This is a genomic window from Methylobacterium sp. Leaf104, assembly GCF_001422885.1.
Taxonomy (GTDB): Bacteria; Pseudomonadota; Alphaproteobacteria; order Rhizobiales; family Beijerinckiaceae; genus Methylobacterium.
The window spans coordinates 117,738-133,725 of sequence record NZ_LMMZ01000003.1; the positions used below are offsets into that span (position 1 = coordinate 117,738).

Here is a 15,988-nt window from a genome sequence, read left to right on the forward strand (position 1 = left end):
CGCATGCTCCTCCAGAAGCCCTGGATGCGGCGCCTGATCCACTACGGCGCCCTGGCCACGCGCGGCATGACGCTGGGCGTTCGGGGTGTCGCCATCGACGGGGAGGGGCGGGTCTGCCTCGTGCGCCACACCTACGTGCCGGGCTGGCACCTGCCGGGGGGCGGCATCGAGGCGGGCGAGAGCGCGGTGACGGCGATGGTCCGGGAGTTCCGCGAGGAGGCCGAGATCGTGGTCGATCCCGGCCGTCCGATGCGGCTGCACGGATTCTACCACAACCTCTCGGCGGTCGGCCGCGACCACGTCGCCCTCTACGTGGCCGCCGGCTTCTCGGTGCTGGCCCCGAAGCGCCCCGACCGCGAGATCGCGGCCTGCGGCTTCTTCCCCCTGGATGCGCTGCCGGCCGAAACCACCGCCGCCACCCGGGCTCGCCTGCGCGAGATCCGCGAGGGCCTGGCCCCGCCCGCGCAGTGGCAGCCGTGAGCAGCCGGCATGACGCCGGCATGACGCCGGCAAACGGTCCCGGTCTTCCGCGCTTGGATTCAGCGCTTGCAACGCCCGGCGGAATGGTGTTTAGAGACGCCGTCCGGGACCGCCGGCGGGTCCTTTCCCATCAGCGGCGCGGTTGTGAGCGGGTGTAGCTCAGGGGTAGAGCACAACCTTGCCAAGGTTGGGGTCGAGGGTTCGAATCCCTTCGCCCGCTCCAATTTACCGAACGAGACGACCGGAGCGACAGCCGCTGAGAGGCGGCTTTTTGCTTCGTTGAGACGACGAACCGTCCCGGCGCGAGGGTTCCCTCGGCCATGACGGGTGTGAGCGGGTGTAGCTCAGGGGTAGAGCACAACCTTGCCAAGGTTGGGGTCGAGGGTTCGAATCCCTTCGCCCGCTCCAAATTTCCCAACCACGACCAACCGACCCAGCGCCCTTCGGGGCGTTTTTGCGTTTCAGAGCCGTGGGTTGTCGGCGGCCGTGCAAGGCGTTCCGAAATCCGCGAGACGGCCGGCCCGGTAGGCCGCGGGGGTCACCGCGAAGCGGCGGCGGAAGTGCCGACGCAGGCTCGCGGCCGTGGCGAAGCCCGCCGCCTCGGCGATGGCCTGGAGAGACTCGTCCGCCTGATCCAGCAGGTCCCGGGCGCGGGCGAGCCGCAGGTCGAGGAGCCAGCGGGCCGGCGTCGTGCCGGTGGCGGCGAAGAAGCGGCGCAGCAGCGTCCGCGCGCTCATGCCGGCGCGGTCGGCGAGGTGGGCGACCGGCCAGTCACGGGCCGGCTCCGCCCGCATCGCGTCGAGCAGCGGGCCGATCCGCGCCGCCTCGTGGAGCGCCGGGACCGCCCCCGCGACGACCTGGGCTTGGCTGCCGTCGCGGTGCGGCGGGACGACGAGGCGCCGGGCGACGGCGTTGGCGGCGGCCGGCCCGAAATCGCGGCGCACGGGGTGCAGGCAGAGGTCGATCCCGGCGGCCGAGCCGGCGGAGGTCAAGATCGCACCCTCGTCCACGTAGAGCACGCCGGGGGTGAAGCGGATGCCGGGATGGCGCGCCGCCAGCGCCGCGGCATGGCGCCAATGGGTGGTGGCGCGGCGCCCCTCCAGGAGACCCGTCGCGGCGAGGACGAAGACGCCGGAGCAGATCGACAGGATGCGCGCTCCGCGGGCGCCGGCCCGGCGCAAGGCGGCGCAGAGGGGCTCGGGCACCGGCATCTCCGCGCCGCGCCAGCCCGGCACCACGATGGTGCCGGCCCGATCCAGGAGATCGAGGCCGCCATCGGCGAGGAGGCGCACCCCGCCCTCGGCCCGCATCGGACCGGGATCGACCGCGGCCACGGCGAAGCGGTACCAGTCCGGTCCCATTTCGGGCCGCGCCAGCCCGAAGATCTCCACGGCGACGCCGAACTCGAAGGTGCAGAGACCGTCGTAGGCCAGCACCACCACGAGACGGTCGGCGGGGGAGAGGCGAGCCTGCGGCTTTGGCATGATCGCGACGCTAACTGGCAATCCGGGTCACCGCCAAGTCCCGCGCCCGCTGCTAGGTCTGTCCGACCCCGAGACGGAGACCGACGATGAGTGCCGTGACCGCCATCCCCGCCTCCCCGCCCGCCGTCGCGCGCGACCACTTCCGGCGTCGCCTTGCGCTGGAGACCGACTGTGCCGACGTGGCATCCGCCCTGGCGTCCGGTCCGCCCGACTTCGTGCTGCTGCACGCGGTCGGGTCGGAGGCGGCGTTCCGGCGCCGTCACATCCCGGGCGCCGTACACCTGCCGCACCGCCTGATCACCGCCGAGCGGCTCGCCGCCTGGCCCACGGACACGCTGTTCGTGGTCTACTGCGCCGGACCGCATTGCAACGGGGCCGACCGGGCGGCCTTGCGGCTCGCCGAGCTCGGCAGACCGGTCAAGCTCATGCTCGGCGGGCTCACGGGCTGGGCCGACGAGGGCCTGACCTTTTCCGAAGACCTTTCGCCGATGGGTGAATCCTGAAATCGGGCAGCACAGGACGGTCGGCTCTTCAACCTTCCTTTACCATAGGGAGAACAAAGTTGCCGTCGGGGCGGCGCCTGGGTCCGCCCCCAGCCGGACGGCCATGTTCCTGTTCACCACGCCTCCCGCCAATGCCCGCGATACCGGTGCCAGCCGGGACCTGGGTACACGCGACGGCGCGGCCGGGCGCGCGGGTGCACAGGGCGGGGTCGTCGAAGCGATCCGCGACGGGGCGCAGACCTCCGGCGCGGGCTTCGACTATCTCCTGGCCACGGCGCAGCGGGAATCCTCGCTCGATCCCTCCGCCAAGGCCGCGACCTCCTCGGCCACCGGGCTGTTCCAATTCATCGAGCAGACCTGGCTCGGCACCATGAAGACCGCCGGGCCCCGGCTCGGCCTCGGGACCTACGCGGACGCGATCACCAAGGGGGCCGACGGCACCTATACGGTGAGCGATCCGGCGGCCAAGCAGACCATTCTCGACCTGCGCCGCGATCCCCGCATCGCCGCCACCATGGCGGGCGCCCTCACCGAGCGGAACCGCGAGGCCCTGACCACGGCCCTCGGGCGCGAACCCACCGGCGGCGACCTCTACGCCGCCCACGTCCTCGGCGCGCGCGGGGCCGCCGCCCTCATCGCCACGGCACAGGCGAGCCCCGCCCGGGCCGCCGCCCTCGACATGCCGGAAGCGGCCGCCGCCAATCGCGGCCTGTTCTACGACCGGACCGGGCGTCCGCGCGGCGCGGCCGAACTCTACGCCCACCTCGCCACGGCCCGCGCGGGCACCGCGCCGAGCACGCCCGCCGCCACGATCGCGCTGCCCGAAGGGACCACCGCCTACGCCTCCCTCAACGAGGGCGGCCTGCGCTCGATGTTCCAGACCGACCCGCGGCAGCAGGGCGGCGTCTCGGCCGGGGTCGCACGCCTCTGGCAGGGTCGCGGCGCCGGACAGGAGGCGAGCCGGCCGGAGCCCGCGCGCGCCGCACCGACCTATTTTCCGCGCTCGGACGGCACCGAAGGCACGACCGCGTCCCTCGCTGCCCCAACGGTCGCCGCCACCGTCGCACCCGCCGCCACGGCGGCCCTCGTCGGAGCGCCCCTGCCGCCGCGCCGTCCGGCGGAATTCGGCCCCTCCGTCCAGCCGGCCCGCGCCGGCGCTCCCCTCGACCTGTCCCTCTTCACGATCCGGAGCGGCTCATGATCATCCGCCAATTCCTCGCCTGGACGCAGCACACCTCCGCGGCGCGACGGGCGGAGGCCGCGGGTTCCCTGGCCCGCGCCTATCTCTACGGCGGCCTCGGCGAGGACGTGGCATGGGAGGCGGAGGCCGCGCTCCTCGCCCTCCTCGACGATCCCTCCAGCCTGGTGCGCCGGGCCCTGGCCGAAGCCTGTGCGGCCTGCGCGAACGCTCCGCGCCCCCTGATCGTGGCGTTGGCGGGCGATCAGGCCGAGATCGCCACCCTGGTGCTGGCCCGCTCGCCGGTCCTGAGCGATGCCGACCTCGTCGACGGCGTCGCCATCGGGTGCGCCGCCGCCCGCCGCGCCATCGCGAGCCGGATCGACCTGTCCCCGGCCGTCGCCGGGGCGCTGGCCGAGATCGCCGAGGCCGAGGCTCTGGTCGTGCTGGCCCGCAACCGCAACGCACACATCACCACCGGCAGCCTGATGCGGATGGTGGAACGCCACGGCGACGTCGCCGCCCTGCGGGAGGCGGTCCTGGCCCGGCCCTACCTGCCCCTCGAGGTGCGCCAGAGCGTGACCACGCGCCTCGCCGAATCGCTCTCCGCCTTCGCGGTGTCGTCCGGCTGGCTCACGCCGGCCCGCAGCGCGCGCGCCAGCCGCGAGGCGCAGGAGCGCACGACCCTGGCCTTCTGCGCCGAGGCCCATCCCGTCGACCTCGCCCGGCTCGTCGCCCACCTCAAGGCCGACGGCCAGCTCAATGCCGGCCTGCTGCTGCGGGCGATCCTTTCCGGCAACATGGCCTTCGCCGAGACGGCGCTCGCCGACCTCGCCGGTCTCCCGGTCCGACGGGTGGCCGGGCTGATGCACGATGCCTCGAGCGGCGCCTTCGCGGCCCTCCACCGCAAGGCCGGCCTGCCACCGGTGCTGCTGCCGGCCTTCAGCGCGGCGCTCTCGGCCTGGCGCGAGGCCGGGCAGGGCGCCATCACCAGCGCCGGGGCGGGCCTGTCGCGCCTGATGATCGAGCGGGCGCTGACCGCTTGTGAGACGATGCCCTTCGCCGAGGCGCAGAGCGTCATGGCGCTCCTGTCCCGCTTCGAGGCGGAGGCCGCCCGGGACGAGGCGCGAGTGCTCGCCCGCGAAATGGCCGCCGAGGCCGAGCGGAGCGAGATCCTGCGGATCGAGCGCGAGATCCTCGACGGCGAGTGGCGAGAGGCTCAGCGTCAGGTCCTCGCGGACTGGGACGTACCGCAGGCGGTGGAGACCGCGCCGGACCGAGCGGCCCCCGATGGCGGCGCCGAGAAGGCCGACGAGATTGCGGACGAGAACCCGACCGTGGCGGCCGTCTCCGCTCCGGAAGACCTGCCGACGACGGAACATCTGCCGACGGTGACGGACCTGTCGGTTCCGGAGGCGCCGGTGGAAGCGGACGCCGTCGCGGTCGCCGAAAGTCTGGCCGCCGTTCCGGCCGAGGCACCGGCCGAGGCCGAGGCGACCCGCACCGATCCGGTGGGCCTGATCCTCGACGGTCTCTCCGACGCGCTGCTCGCCGAGTTCGAGGGCAGCCGCGCGCGCAACCGCGCGCTCGCCACGGAGGTCGTGCTCGATGCGATCCCCGAGGCGCTGATCGCGAGCTACCGCGAGGACCGGGCGCGGCTCGCCGCCTGACCGGCGATCAGCCGAACTGCTCGCGCAGGATACGCTCGTCGAGGCTGTGGCCGGGGTCGTGCAGCAGGGTCAGGTTGGTAGCATGGTCGAGCCAGGTCTCCACCGTGCAGACCCGCCGGAACTCGGTGTGGTCGGCGACCGCCGCCACTGGCCGGTGCGCGGCGTCGAGCACCTCGATGAGGATGCGGGCATAATCCGGCAGCAGGGCCCCGTGCCAGCGCCGGGGCCGAAAGGCCGAGATCGGCGTCAGGGCCAGGAGCCGGGCGTTGAGGGGCAGGATCGGACCGCCCACCGACAGGTTGTAGGCGGTGGACCCGGCCGGGGTCGCCGCGAGCACGCCGTCCGCGATGAGCTCCGGCAGGCGGACATGGCCGTCGACCGAGATCCGCAGCTTGGCGGTCTGGTGCGTCTGGCGCAACATGTAGACCTCGTTCAGGGCACGGGCCTGATGCCGGCGCCCCTCGGTGTCCACGGCTTCCATCATCAGCGGGTGGATGATGCTGCGCTTGGTGCTCTCCAGGCGCTCGATCAGACCGTCCTCGCGGAACTCGTTCATGAGGAAGCCGACGGTGCCGCGATTCATGCCGTAGATCGGCTTCCCGGCATGCATGAAGCGGTGCAAGGTCTGGAGCATCAGCCCGTCGCCGCCCAGCGCCACCACCACGTCCGCCTCGTCGGGCGGCACGTGGTCGTAGCGGCGCATCAGGGTCGCGGCCGCCTGGCGGGCGTCCTCCGTGGGACTCGCGACGAAGGCGAGCCGTTCGAAACGCCGGGCCATGGGCTCACATCCGCCTTGCCGACCACCTTGCCGACGCGGAGCATTCGCTCCAGCGTCCCGATTCCAGTCCTGCCGGCGTTCCCGCCGGCCCGTTCCCGCCGGTGGAACGGCAGAGCCCTGGTCGGAGACCCATAGCATGGAGCGGCCGCTTCTCGTCTACACCACCTTCCCGGATGCCGGCACCGCCCTGAAAGTCGGAGAGGCGCTGGTGCGGCTGCGCCTCGCCGCCTGCGTCAACGTCCTGCCGGGGATGCTCTCCGTCTACGCCTGGAAGGGCGCGGTGGAGCACGGATCCGAGGTCGTCGCGATCCTGAAGAGCCGGGAGGGCCTGGCGGAATCCCTGAGCGAAGCCCTGAAGGCCCGCCACCCCTACGAGACGCCGATCATCCTGCACCTGCCCGTGGCGGGGGCCGACCCCGACACCGCGGCCTGGATCGCGGCAGAGACTCAAGGGCCACCGATCGGGTAGCTCCGACCCTTCCACAGGGGCGTGCCGCTGCCCTTGCGCCGGAGGAGGGCGTTCCACTGGATCGCCAGGGCGACGAGGACCGTCGCCGGATGTAGGAGAATCGTCCCCAGGGGCTCGCGGGTGACGAGCGTGATCGCGGCCCGGGTCGCCAGGGAGGCGAGGGCGGCCGCGAAGGCCAGGAACACGGCATGGCCGGAACCGAGACCGAAGAGACCCGCCAGCAGGAGGAGCCACGGGAGCACGTGTCCGCCGGCCAGCAGCAGGGTCCAGACCGGCAGGGCCCGCGGCGTCGCCATGCCCTCGTGGGCGTTCTTCGAGAAGCCGGCCCAGCTCTGGTCGAAGCCGCGGTACATCCGGCAGGTCGCCAGGGCGTGCCCGGCGACGAGATCGGTCCGGTAGCCGGCCTGGCGGAAGCGGCGCGGCAGCACGACGCCGTCGTGCAGGCTGCCGCGCACGGCGCCGTGGCCACCGATCGCCGCATAGGCCTCGCGCCCGACGAGGACGAGCTGGCCGCAGGCGGCCCCGAGGCTGGGGCGCAGGGACGCCCGCATCATCGCCATCGGCAGGTAGCCGAGGAGGAGGAAGTTGATCATCGGCACCGTCAGGCGCTCGCCCAGCGAGCCCATGTTCTGGCGCGGCACGCCGCTGACCAGAGCGCTCCCGGTCCGTCGCGCATGGGCGGCGAGGGAGGCCGCCGCCGCCGGTGCGAGGCTCACATCCGCATCGACGAACAGGAGATGTGTCCCGGTCGCGGCCTCGGCCAGGCGCGCGCAGGCGTGGTTCTTCCCCGTCCAGCCCTCGGGCAGGGGCGGGATGGGAACGAGGCGCAGGCGCGGATCCTCGTCGGCGATGGCGGAGACGATGGCGGCGGTATCATCGGTGGAATGGTCGTCGCCGACGAGAACCTCGAGGGTGACCCCGGCGCTGCCGAGGGCCGCCCGCACCGTCGCGGCGATCACCGCGGCCTCGTTGCGGGCCGGGATCAGCACCGAGACCCGGGCCCGGACATCGAGGTCCGGCTCCGGCGTGCGCAGGATCGAGAGGTTCACCCAGGCGACGAGGGCGGGCAGCGCCGCGCAGGCCAGGGCCAGGATCGCGAGACCGAGCATCACGGAACCGGATCTCCCTTCTGGCGGTGGGCCGGCTCGAAGCGCCGCCCCGCGAGGACCGCGCCGAGACGCCGCCAGAGATCGTAGATCCCGCCGATCCCCTTGGCACCGGACGCGAGCGGCGTGAAGCGCCCCGCCTCGCGCGAGACCACGTCGGCGCTCAAGGCGTCGAGGGTCGCGGTCAGCTCCGCCTCCATCCGGGCGAGCCGCTCCGGCCGGGGCAGGGCGAGGAGGGCGGCCCCAGTCACGGGCGTGCCGAAGGCCGCGAAGGCCTCGCCGCCGCGCTCTTCCCAGAAGGCGTATTCGAGGGCCAGCGGCACGAACAGCGCGTCGGGGGCGATCTCGGGCAGGCGGCCGACGCCGGCGCGCAGGCCGAGCGGCCGGGCACGGACGTCCTGGAAGCGCCCCTGCGCGGTGATCCAGATCATCCGGTTCGGCGCCGCCAGGATTCGCCGCGTCGCCTTCAGGAACTGAGCCGCGCCGCGGGCCGATTCGAGGTCTACCGCGAAGGCACCCATCCGGGCGAAGACCGCGTATTTCTCCAGCATCCGCGCGTCGAACGGTGCGTAGCTCTCGCGGCGGGGAAACAGCCGCCCGGCGAGCAGGATGACCACGGCGGCGTCCCACCAAGCCGGATGGTTGCAGTAGACCACGACCGGGCCGGGATGGTCGGCGCAGGCCGGCACGCCCCAGCGGGCGAGCCGCAGGGCGTTGAGGTGGCGTCGCACGTAGCGGTCGAAATACCCGACCATGAACCGCCACAGGGCGGGCGACCGGGCGGGGCCGTCCTCGCGGGACATGGGACGGCCCTCAGGCGCTGGCGCGCTCCTCGCCCCGGGCATCGGTGTCGAGGGCATCCGCCGCGATCCAGCCCGACATCATCACCATCGGCATGCCCGGGCCCGGATGGGCCGCGCCGCCGGCGAGGTAGAGGCCGCGCACCTGCCGCGAGCGATTGCCCGGCTTGAACGCGCCCATGAACTTGCCGTGCGAGGCGAGGCCGTAGATCGCGCCGTTGAGCACCTTGTAACGCTCGTGGATGTCCTGTGGTGTGAGGTGGCGCTCGACGACGATGCGCTCCTCGAGGTCCGGCATGTTGGCGGTGCGTTTGAGCTTGTCGAGGATGACCTGCCGGTAGGCCGGGAACATCTTCGACCAGTCGTGGTGCGGGCGGAGATAGGGCGTGTGGACGAGGACGTAGAGCGCCTCGCCGCCCTCGGGCGCCACCGATGGGTCGGTGGAGGAGGGCGCCGCGAGGTAGGCGGTCGGGTCCGGGGCCGGCTCGCCTTTGTGGTAGATGTAGTCGAACTCCTCTTCCGGGTCGCGGGAGAAGACGAAGTCGTGGTGGTTCAGGTGCTCGTAGCGCTTGTTCAGCCCGAGATAGAGCACCACGCCGGAGCAGGCCGGCTCGAAGCTCTTCTTCTCGTAGGACTTGCCGACGTCGCCGCCCACGAGTTCCCGATAGGTGCGCACCGAATCCATGTTCGAGATCACGGCGTCGAACGGGGTGACGCCGGACGCGGTCCGCACGCCCTTGACCACGCCCTGCTCGATGGCGAGGCCGGAGACCTCGTCGCCGGGCCGCAGGGTGGCGCCGAGTTCGGAAGCCAGCTTGGTCAGGGCCTCGGCCACCGCGCGGGTTCCGCCCATCGGATACCAGACCCCCTCGGCGGTCTGCATGTGCGCGATAGCGCAGAGCACGGCCGGGGCGCCGTAGGGCGAGGAACCCACATACTGCACGAAGTGGTCGAGCATCTGCGCGAGACGCGCATCCTTCACCTTCGACCGGATGGTGCCAGCAACCGACGAGCCCATGCGCAGGGACAGCACGTCCCGCAGGGTGCCGGGATTCATGTTGGCGCGGATGTTGATCGTGTCGAACAGGTCCTCGACCGGCTTCCAGAAGAAGAACTTGTTCGAGACGTCGTGCAGGTGCTCGGAGATCTCGAGGAACTTCTTGTAGCCCTCGCCGGCGCCGATGCCGGGGGCGAAGCGCTCCATGTCGGCGGCCATGGTCGGCACATCGGCCATCAGGTCGAGCTGGGTGTCGTCGTCGAAGAAGCAGCGCCATTGCGGATCGAGACGGCGCAGGTCCAGGTAGTCGTGGATGTTGCGCCCGGCCTCCTGGAAGATGCGCTCCAGCACCTTCGGCACCGTGAGGATGGTCGGCCCCATGTCGAACCGGAAGCCGCCCTCGTGCAGGACTGCGGCCTTGCCGCCGAGCCAATCGTTCTTGTCGTAGAGCGTGACGTTGTGGCCGCGCGCGGCGCTCACGCAGGCAGCCGCCAGGCCGCCCAACCCTGCGCCGACGACGGCGACCGAAGACCCAGCCCGCATGTTCGTGTCACTCCCCGGGCCGGTCCGAAAGCCCTTACCCTGCATGAAGCTAGACCGGATGGCCGCGCGGTCAACGCGCTAACCGGTCGCGGCGCGGAGACGCCGCCTTCGCCCGCACCATCCTAGATCGTTCGCCGCGACACCAGCCCCAGCGCCATCCCCAAGCCCACCACCGTCACGGCGGCCATCACGCCCCAGGCGGGCAGGGCGGCGGCCCAGCCCTCGCTGAGGGCGTTCTGGTAGGCCTCGATGGCCCAGGCATTGGGGGTGAGCCAACCGGCCTCCTGCAGCCAGGGCGGCATCAGGAAGCGGGGCACCATGCTGCCGCCCACCGCCGAGAGGAGCAGGACGCCGAAGGTCGCCGCCAGGTGCGCCTGCTGACGGGTCGCGGAGGCCGCGCAGGCGGCCAGCGCGAGGCCGGCCGCCATGGCCGAGACCAGGAGGGAGGTCACCAGCCAAGCGCCCGCGTGAGGCAGGATGTCGACCCCGTGCAGGATGGCGGCGGCGGTGAAGATCAGCCCGGCCTGGACGAGGCCCTGGCCCACCAAGAACAGGAACTTGCCGAGCACCACCACACTGAGCCCGCCGGGGCCCGCCATCAGCCGGTCGGCGAGGCCGGACTGGCGCTCGTCGACGAGGGACAGGGCGCCCTGCATGGCGGCGAAGAGCAGGAACACCGCCGTGATCGCCCCCGCATAGTAGCTGACACGGTCGTTCGTGGCGCCCGAGGCGGTGCTGCGCCGCTCCACCAGGGACGCGAAGGCGAAGGGCTCCTTGCGGGCGCGCTGTTCGGCGAAGGCGGAGTTGAGGAAGGCGCGCTCGTCCGGGCCGATCTTGCCCGAGCGCTCCACGTCGGCGACGATCCGGGCCAGGACCACGTCGGGCAGGGCCTCGTTGAGGACGCGCTGGAGTTGTCCGAGAGCGATCGGGGTGGCCAGGGCCTTGGCGGGGTTCTCGATCAGCACCACGGGCTGGTCGGCACGGGTCGAGCCGGCATCGAGGTCGCCGCGCAGCACCAGGGCCACATCGACCTCGCCGCGGCGCACCGCCGCGACGGCGCCGTCGAGGTCGGCGGCGGAGAGCCGCCCGACGCGCAGGGACGGATCCGCCTCCAGGGCCTGCATCAGGCGCTGCGTCGTCGCCGTCCGGGCCAGATCGAGGAGGCCGGCATGGATGCGGATGCGGTCGCCCAGCGCCCCCGAGAAGATCGCGGCGAAGATCGTGAAGATCACGGTGGGCAGCACGAAGGCCATGACCAGGGCGGCGCGATCGCGCATCAGGCCGAGCAGCATCACGCGGAAGGCGGCGGAGATCATGCGGCGCTCTCCTGAACACCGGCCCCGTCGCCTGCCAGCGCCTCGCGATAGACCGCCTCCAGCCCGGGGGCGCGGATGCGGATCTCGGCGATGGGCACGCCCGCGTCCCGAAGGCCGCCGAGCAGGTTCGCGCCGTCGCGGAACGTGCCGCTGAGGCGGCGCGCCCGCCAGGTCGAGCCGGTATCGACGGGAACGAAGCCCGCCCGACGCAGGACCGTCTCCGCCGCCGCATCGGCGGGCGCGACGAGGACCGCCTCGTGCTCGGGCGCATCGGCGCGGATGCGGGCCAGGAGGTCGGACAGGCGGCCGTCGGTGACGATCCGGCCCCGGACCAGGATCGCGACCCGGTCGGCCAGGCGCTCGGCCTCGGCAAAGTCGTGGGTGGCGACGAGGAGCGCGGTGCCCGCCTCGCGCAGGCGCCCGAGCACCGCGTGGATCGCCGCGCGGGCGTGGAGGTCGACCCCCTGCGTGGGCTCGTCGAGGAGGACGAGGCGAGGCCGTGCCATCAGGCTGGCGGCGATGTTGACGCGGCGCTGATAGCCGCCCGAGAGCTGACCGACCGGGCGCCGGGCGACCTCGGCGAGGGCGCAGAGCGCGAGGCCCGTCGCCACCGCCTCGGCGCGCTCGCGTCGGGCGATGCCGGCGAGCTGGGCGAAGACCGACAGGTTCTCGGCGACCGACAGGCGGGGATAGAGTGCGATCTCCTGCGGCACCCAGCCGATCGCCCGGCGCGCCGATGGAGTCCGGTGGGGATCGTCGCCGGCCACGCGGACGCTCCCGGCCTTCGGGGCGAGCCGGCCGGCCACGAGGCGCATCAGCGAGGTCTTGCCGGCGCCATTGGGGCCGAGGAGCGCGAGGGTCTCGCCGGCGCCGAGGGCGAGGTCCACGCCCTCCAGCACGCGGGTGCCCCGATAGGCGAGGGCGGCGCCGGCCACCCGCAGGAGCGGCTCGGAACGGACGCTCACGCGGCGCTCAGCGAGGCGGCAGGGCGCGCGACAGGCGAACCCGCACGCCCACGCCCGGCTCCCGCACGGTGAAGCGCGCGCGCGCGAAGTCGGGGCGGGCGGAGCGGGCCGAATCGCCGGAGAATCCATAGGGCTCGAGGGGCAGGCCGAGGCCGGTCCGGTCGAGGCGGCCATTGCCGTTGGTGTCCTGGTAGGCCACCGCGGCGTAGATCCCGGGCGCCACGTTCTGGAACACGAAGCGCTGCGCCGCGGCCCGGGGCGGCGCCTGCTGCCCGGTCCGGCAATCGGCCTCGGACAGCCCGTCCTGGCACAGGGCGACGGAGAGGAGGCCGCCGGGCTCGATGCCCTCGACCTCCACCGTCACGGAGGCGGCCCGGGCCGCCCCTGAGACGAGGAAGAGGGCGCAGCCGACCGCCAGGAGCCTCGGCGACCGCCTCAAGTGGCGTCGCCCGAGGCGGCGAGCGGTGCGGTCGTGGGAATGCCGGCGCTCGCGGCCCCGACGCGTCCGGCCGAGAGTTCCTCGATGAGCAGGCGGGCAGTGATGCGCGCGCCCTCGTAGATCACCGGCAGGCCGGAGCCCGGATGGGTGCCGCCGCCCACAAGGTAGAGCCCCGGCCCGAAGCGGTTGTGCGGGCGGAAATAGAGCATCTGCATCAGGTCGTGGGCGAGGTTGAAGGTGGCACCCTCGTGCACAAAGAACTCGTCGCGCCACTCGGTCGGATCGACGATGCGCTCGTAGCGGATGCGCTCCTCGATATCGCCGAGACCGAGAAGCTTCAGGCGATCGAGGACGAGCTGACGATAGCTGACGCGCAGGCCCTTCCAGTCGATGCCGGCCTTCAGGTTCGGCACCGGCACCAGCACGTAGAGGCTGGTCTGGCCGGGGGGCGCCATGCCCCCGTCGGTGAAGCCCGCATGCTGCACGTAGAGCGAGGGCTGCATCGGCAGGATCCCGTCGGTGATCTCCCGGATGTTGCGGGCGTAATCCTCCGACAGCAGGATGGTGTGGTGGCCGAGCGCCTCAGGCATGGGCCCGTCGAGGCCGAGATAGAGCATGAAGGTCGAGCAGGAGAGACGCGCCTTCTCGATCTTGGCGTCGCGCCAGCGCGGGCGGTGCTGCTGCGGCACGAGATCCTGGATGACCTTGGCGAAGTCGCCGTTGATCACCACCGCATCGGCCTGCAGCGTCTCGCCGTTGCAAACGACGCCGCTGGCGCGCTTGCCCTCGAACAGCACCCGCTCGACGCCCGCCCCGAGGCGGATGTCGACGCCCATCCGGCGGGCGAGGCCCGCCATCGCCTCCGAGACGGCGCCGCAGCCGCCCACCGGGTGATAGACGCCGTGCTCGTATTCGAGGAACGACAGGATGGTGAACAGGCTCGGGCACCGGAACGGCGACATGCCGAGGTACTTGGTCTGAAATGCGAAGGCGAGGCGGACCCGCGGGTCCTTGAAGTAGCGCCGTAGGTCCTTGTCGACGCTGCGCCCCGGATGGAGATGGGGCAGGGCGGCGATCATCGCCGGGGAAGCCATGGACCGCAGGGTGTGGAAGGCCTGCTCCAGGACCGGCTTGAAGAACTTCAGCTTGACCCGGTTGTCGGCGAAGAACTTGCGCACGTTCTTGGCGTCGTCGGGCGCGATGCGCGCCACCTCGGCCTCGAGCCGGTCCATGTCGTTGGTGGCGCGGATTTCGCCGCCGGCCTCGAACACGAGGTGGTACTGCGGATCGAGGCGCTCGAGCTTGACGTGGTCCTCGAGACGCTCGCCGCAGGTCTCGAAGATGTCGGCGAGGATCTGCGGATAGAGGAAGAAAGTCGGGCCGATGTCGAAGCGGAAGCCGCCTGGGGCTTCGACGGTCTTGGTGCGTCCGCCCACCGCCGGATCCTTCTCCAGCAGCGTGACGTGGACGCCGGCCCGGGCGAGGAGGAGTGCGGTGGCGAGGCCGCCGGGACCGGCACCGACAATGATGACGCGGCGTCCGGACAGGGTCCGCAAGCCGTCCCGTGACTGCAACAACGCTCGCAACTCCTTCGTCCGCGCTCCATCTCTGAGCGCATGTGGCGCGCAAGAATGGTCCGTCCAGGGCTCGCAGGGCCCGGTCCGTAATCTTGACCGTAGCGGGGCGCGCGGCAATGGGGGCGCAGTGTCGCGCGTAGAGGCCACTTCGCAGCCGGGCCGCCCGCTCCGCGCTATCCCGTCCGGGCGAGGTGGTGCAGGGCGATGGCGCCGGCTGTGGCGACGTTGAGCGAATCGAAGTCCGGCGCCATCGGGATCCGCAGGGTGCGCAGGCGCACCATCAGGTCGGACGGCAGGCCCGGCCCCTCGCTCCCGAGGAGGAGCAGGGTTCGGTCGGGCGGCGCCAGGGCCGCGAGGGCCTCGGCCCCGCCGGGGCTCAGGGCCAGGGGCTCCAGGGCATGGCGTTCCGCGAAGGCCAGGATCGCGTCGGCGTTCGTGAGCCGCAGGAAGGGGACGACCAGCGCGGCGCCGGCCGAGACCCGGATCGCCTTGCGATAGAGTGGATCGCAGGTGCCGCCGTCGAGGAGCACCGCGTCGGCCCCGAAGGCGGCGGCGTTGCGGAACAGGCCGCCGACATTGTCGTGGTTCGTCAAGCCGACGAGACCGACCACGAGGGCCGGGGCCGGGGCGGGCGGCAGGTCGGGGCGCGCATCACCGGGTGCCTCCCCCTCGCGCAAGCCGATCCCGAGCACGCCGCGATGGATCGGAAACCCCGTGATCGCGCTCATCACGGGCTTTGCCGCGGTGTAGACGGGGACCCCCTCGGGCAGCCGGACCAGGGCCGCCTCCAGACCGGCCAGCCGCTCGGGCGCCAGCAGCACCGATTCGAGGCCGAATCGCGCCCGGCCCGAGAGCATCACCCGCAGGGTCACCTCGCCCTCGACGATGAAGCGGCCGGCACGCCCGACGAGGTCGCGCTCGCGCATCGCCGTGTAGGGCGAGAGACGCGGGTCGGCGGGATCGTCGATGGCGATCGGCGCGGACCGGAGCAGCGCGGCCATGGCGGGCGTCAGGCGCTCGCCGGACGCCCGCCCATGCGCACCGCGAGCGGATCGGCCTCCGCCTTGGTCGGCACCTTCACGAGCGCCTCGCCGTCGAGGACGACCTCGCCCGCCACCGAGCAGGTGCATTTCAGGCGGGCGCGGCGGCGCTCCGGCACCAGCTCGGCCACCTCGACGGTGACCTCGACCGTGTCGCCGATGCGCACCGGCGCGCGAAAGTTCAGGGTCTGGCTGATGTAGACCGCGCCGGGTCCGGGCAGGCGGGTGCCGAGCACCGCCGAGATCAGGCCGGCGGTGTAGAGGCCGTGGGCGATGCGGGTGCCGAAGGGCGTGCGCGCCGCGAAGTGCTCGGACAGGTGGATCGGATTGCGGTCACCGGTGATCTCGGCGAAGCCCACCACGTCGGAGGCGGCGATGACCTTGTTCAGCGTCTCGGACAGGCCGACTTCGAGATCCTCGAAGTACAGGACGCGCAGTTCGGGCATCATCGGCGGTTTCCCCTGACTTTGGTTGCTTGCACGCAGGTCTCGTGCGGCTTGGCGTTTCGCCTCGCACAGGCGGCGGGCCAAATCCAGTATCCGGCGCCCGAAAAGCACCGGGCCGGATCTTGAGCCTCGACAGCCGGAGGCATCTCGCGCCATGGAGACCGTCGTCGCGAGGTGCCGGGTCCGGGTCCGGGCCGA

General features: G+C 72.4%; 16 protein-coding genes and 2 tRNA genes. 7 read left to right on the forward strand and 11 right to left on the reverse strand.

Annotated features, from left to right (window positions below; all coding sequences use genetic code 11):
- Nucleotides 1-3: 3 nt before the first annotated feature.
- The 3 genes from ASF49_RS05385 (at nt 4) to ASF49_RS05395 (ending at nt 888) form a co-directional block, all read left to right on the forward strand.
- Complete coding sequence (locus tag ASF49_RS05385) at nt 4-480, forward strand: NUDIX domain-containing protein (RefSeq protein WP_056468945.1); 477 nt, start codon at nt 4-6, stop codon at nt 478-480.
- Between the two features lie 148 nt (nt 481-628).
- Nucleotides 629-703: transfer RNA gene (locus tag ASF49_RS05390), tRNA-Gly, on the forward strand.
- A gap of 110 nt (nt 704-813) precedes the next feature.
- Nucleotides 814-888 (forward strand) — tRNA-Gly (locus ASF49_RS05395).
- 53 nt (nt 889-941) lie between these two features.
- On the opposite strand, the gene ftrA is transcribed toward ASF49_RS05395, so the two are convergent.
- Complete coding sequence (ftrA, locus tag ASF49_RS05400; protein ID WP_056468948.1) at nt 942-1,964, reverse strand: transcriptional regulator FtrA; 1,023 nt, start codon at nt 1,962-1,964, stop codon at nt 942-944.
- Nucleotides 1,965-2,050: 86 nt separating this feature from the next.
- Between ftrA and ASF49_RS05405 the strand changes: the two genes are divergently transcribed.
- The 3 genes from ASF49_RS05405 to ASF49_RS05415 all read left to right on the forward strand — a co-directional run bounded on the left by ASF49_RS05405 (nt 2,051) and on the right by ASF49_RS05415 (nt 5,314).
- Nucleotides 2,051-2,467, forward strand: a complete 417-nt coding sequence (locus tag ASF49_RS05405) for a rhodanese-like domain-containing protein (RefSeq protein WP_056468951.1) — start codon at nt 2,051-2,053, stop codon at nt 2,465-2,467.
- Nucleotides 2,468-2,570: 103 nt separating this feature from the next.
- Nucleotides 2,571-3,668 (forward strand): lytic transglycosylase, encoded by a 1,098-nt coding sequence (locus ASF49_RS05410; protein WP_056468954.1) that lies wholly within the window; start codon nt 2,571-2,573, stop codon nt 3,666-3,668.
- Nucleotides 3,665-5,314 carry a DUF2336 domain-containing protein gene (locus ASF49_RS05415; protein WP_056468960.1) on the forward strand — a complete coding sequence of 550 codons (1,650 nt, stop codon included), beginning with the start codon at nt 3,665-3,667 and terminating at the stop codon, nt 5,312-5,314. The genes ASF49_RS05410 and ASF49_RS05415 overlap by 4 nt, the downstream gene beginning before the upstream one ends.
- Before the next feature lie 7 nt (nt 5,315-5,321).
- Here the strand turns inward: ASF49_RS05415 and ASF49_RS05420 are convergent, their stop codons facing one another.
- On the reverse strand, nt 5,322-6,092 hold the full coding sequence (locus ASF49_RS05420; protein ID WP_056468962.1) for an NAD kinase: 771 nt from the start codon (nt 6,090-6,092) through the stop codon (nt 5,322-5,324).
- 136 nt (nt 6,093-6,228) lie between these two features.
- Between ASF49_RS05420 and cutA the strand changes: the two genes are divergently transcribed.
- Nucleotides 6,229-6,561: a divalent-cation tolerance protein CutA gene (cutA, locus tag ASF49_RS05425; protein WP_056468965.1), complete on the forward strand. Its 333-nt coding sequence runs from the start codon at nt 6,229-6,231 to the stop codon at nt 6,559-6,561.
- Here cutA and ASF49_RS05430 read toward each other — a convergent pair.
- From ASF49_RS05430 to croR, 9 genes are all read right to left on the reverse strand, one after another.
- The gene (locus tag ASF49_RS05430) at nt 6,540-7,670 is read right to left on the reverse strand and encodes a glycosyltransferase (RefSeq protein ID WP_056468967.1); all 1,131 of its coding nucleotides are present in this window, start codon (nt 7,668-7,670) and stop codon (nt 6,540-6,542) included. The genes cutA and ASF49_RS05430 overlap by 22 nt on opposite strands.
- Nucleotides 7,670-8,470: a lysophospholipid acyltransferase family protein gene (locus ASF49_RS05435; protein ID WP_056468969.1), complete on the reverse strand. Its 801-nt coding sequence runs from the start codon at nt 8,468-8,470 to the stop codon at nt 7,670-7,672. Before ASF49_RS05435 ends, ASF49_RS05430 begins: the two co-directional genes overlap by 1 nt.
- A 10-nt stretch (nt 8,471-8,480) precedes the next feature.
- On the reverse strand, nt 8,481-10,007 hold the full coding sequence (locus tag ASF49_RS05440; RefSeq protein WP_056468972.1) for a phytoene desaturase family protein: 1,527 nt from the start codon (nt 10,005-10,007) through the stop codon (nt 8,481-8,483).
- A 122-nt stretch (nt 10,008-10,129) separates the two neighbouring features.
- Entirely contained in the window at nt 10,130-11,323 is a 1,194-nt protein-coding gene (locus ASF49_RS05445) for an ABC transporter permease (RefSeq protein ID WP_056468975.1), read from the reverse strand.
- Nucleotides 11,320-12,288, reverse strand: a complete 969-nt coding sequence (locus tag ASF49_RS05450) for an ABC transporter ATP-binding protein (RefSeq protein WP_056468976.1) — start codon at nt 12,286-12,288, stop codon at nt 11,320-11,322. Before ASF49_RS05450 ends, ASF49_RS05445 begins: the two co-directional genes overlap by 4 nt.
- 7 nt (nt 12,289-12,295) lie before the next feature.
- Nucleotides 12,296-12,727, reverse strand: a complete 432-nt coding sequence (locus ASF49_RS05455; RefSeq protein WP_056468980.1) for a DUF2141 domain-containing protein — start codon at nt 12,725-12,727, stop codon at nt 12,296-12,298.
- Entirely contained in the window at nt 12,724-14,304 is a 1,581-nt protein-coding gene (gene crtI / locus ASF49_RS05460; protein ID WP_056468984.1) for a phytoene desaturase family protein, read from the reverse strand. Before crtI ends, ASF49_RS05455 begins: the two co-directional genes overlap by 4 nt.
- A 173-nt stretch (nt 14,305-14,477) precedes the next feature.
- A complete protein-coding gene (locus ASF49_RS05465; RefSeq protein WP_056468987.1) occupies nt 14,478-15,305 on the reverse strand; it encodes a TrmH family RNA methyltransferase in 828 nt (275 codons plus the stop codon).
- Nucleotides 15,306-15,313: 8 nt separating this feature from the next.
- Nucleotides 15,314-15,793, reverse strand: coding sequence for a 3-hydroxybutyryl-CoA dehydratase (croR, locus tag ASF49_RS05470; RefSeq protein ID WP_056468990.1), 480 nt, complete (start codon nt 15,791-15,793; stop codon nt 15,314-15,316).
- Nucleotides 15,794-15,988: the final 195 nt, after the last annotated feature.

Excerpts from the sequence above, each read along its gene's own strand:
- ASF49_RS05385 (WP_056468945.1), top strand. The coding sequence starts at position 4 with ATGCTCCTCCAGAAGCCCTGGATGCGGCGCCTGATCCACTACGGCGCC.
- ftrA (WP_056468948.1), bottom strand. The coding sequence starts at position 1,964 with ATGCCAAAGCCGCAGGCTCGCCTCTCCCCCGCCGACCGTCTCGTGGTG.
- ASF49_RS05405 (WP_056468951.1), top strand. The coding sequence starts at position 2,051 with ATGAGTGCCGTGACCGCCATCCCCGCCTCCCCGCCCGCCGTCGCGCGC.
- ASF49_RS05410 (WP_056468954.1), top strand. The coding sequence starts at position 2,571 with ATGTTCCTGTTCACCACGCCTCCCGCCAATGCCCGCGATACCGGTGCC.
- ASF49_RS05415 (WP_056468960.1), top strand. The coding sequence starts at position 3,665 with ATGATCATCCGCCAATTCCTCGCCTGGACGCAGCACACCTCCGCGGCG.
- ASF49_RS05420 (WP_056468962.1), bottom strand. The coding sequence starts at position 6,092 with ATGGCCCGGCGTTTCGAACGGCTCGCCTTCGTCGCGAGTCCCACGGAG.
- cutA (WP_056468965.1), top strand. The coding sequence starts at position 6,229 with ATGGAGCGGCCGCTTCTCGTCTACACCACCTTCCCGGATGCCGGCACC.
- ASF49_RS05430 (WP_056468967.1), bottom strand. The coding sequence starts at position 7,670 with ATGCTCGGTCTCGCGATCCTGGCCCTGGCCTGCGCGGCGCTGCCCGCC.
- ASF49_RS05435 (WP_056468969.1), bottom strand. The coding sequence starts at position 8,470 with ATGTCCCGCGAGGACGGCCCCGCCCGGTCGCCCGCCCTGTGGCGGTTC.
- ASF49_RS05440 (WP_056468972.1), bottom strand. The coding sequence starts at position 10,007 with ATGCGGGCTGGGTCTTCGGTCGCCGTCGTCGGCGCAGGGTTGGGCGGC.
- ASF49_RS05445 (WP_056468975.1), bottom strand. The coding sequence starts at position 11,323 with ATGATCTCCGCCGCCTTCCGCGTGATGCTGCTCGGCCTGATGCGCGAT.
- ASF49_RS05465 (WP_056468987.1), bottom strand. The coding sequence starts at position 15,305 with ATGGCCGCGCTGCTCCGGTCCGCGCCGATCGCCATCGACGATCCCGCC.
- croR (WP_056468990.1), bottom strand. The coding sequence starts at position 15,793 with ATGATGCCCGAACTGCGCGTCCTGTACTTCGAGGATCTCGAAGTCGGC.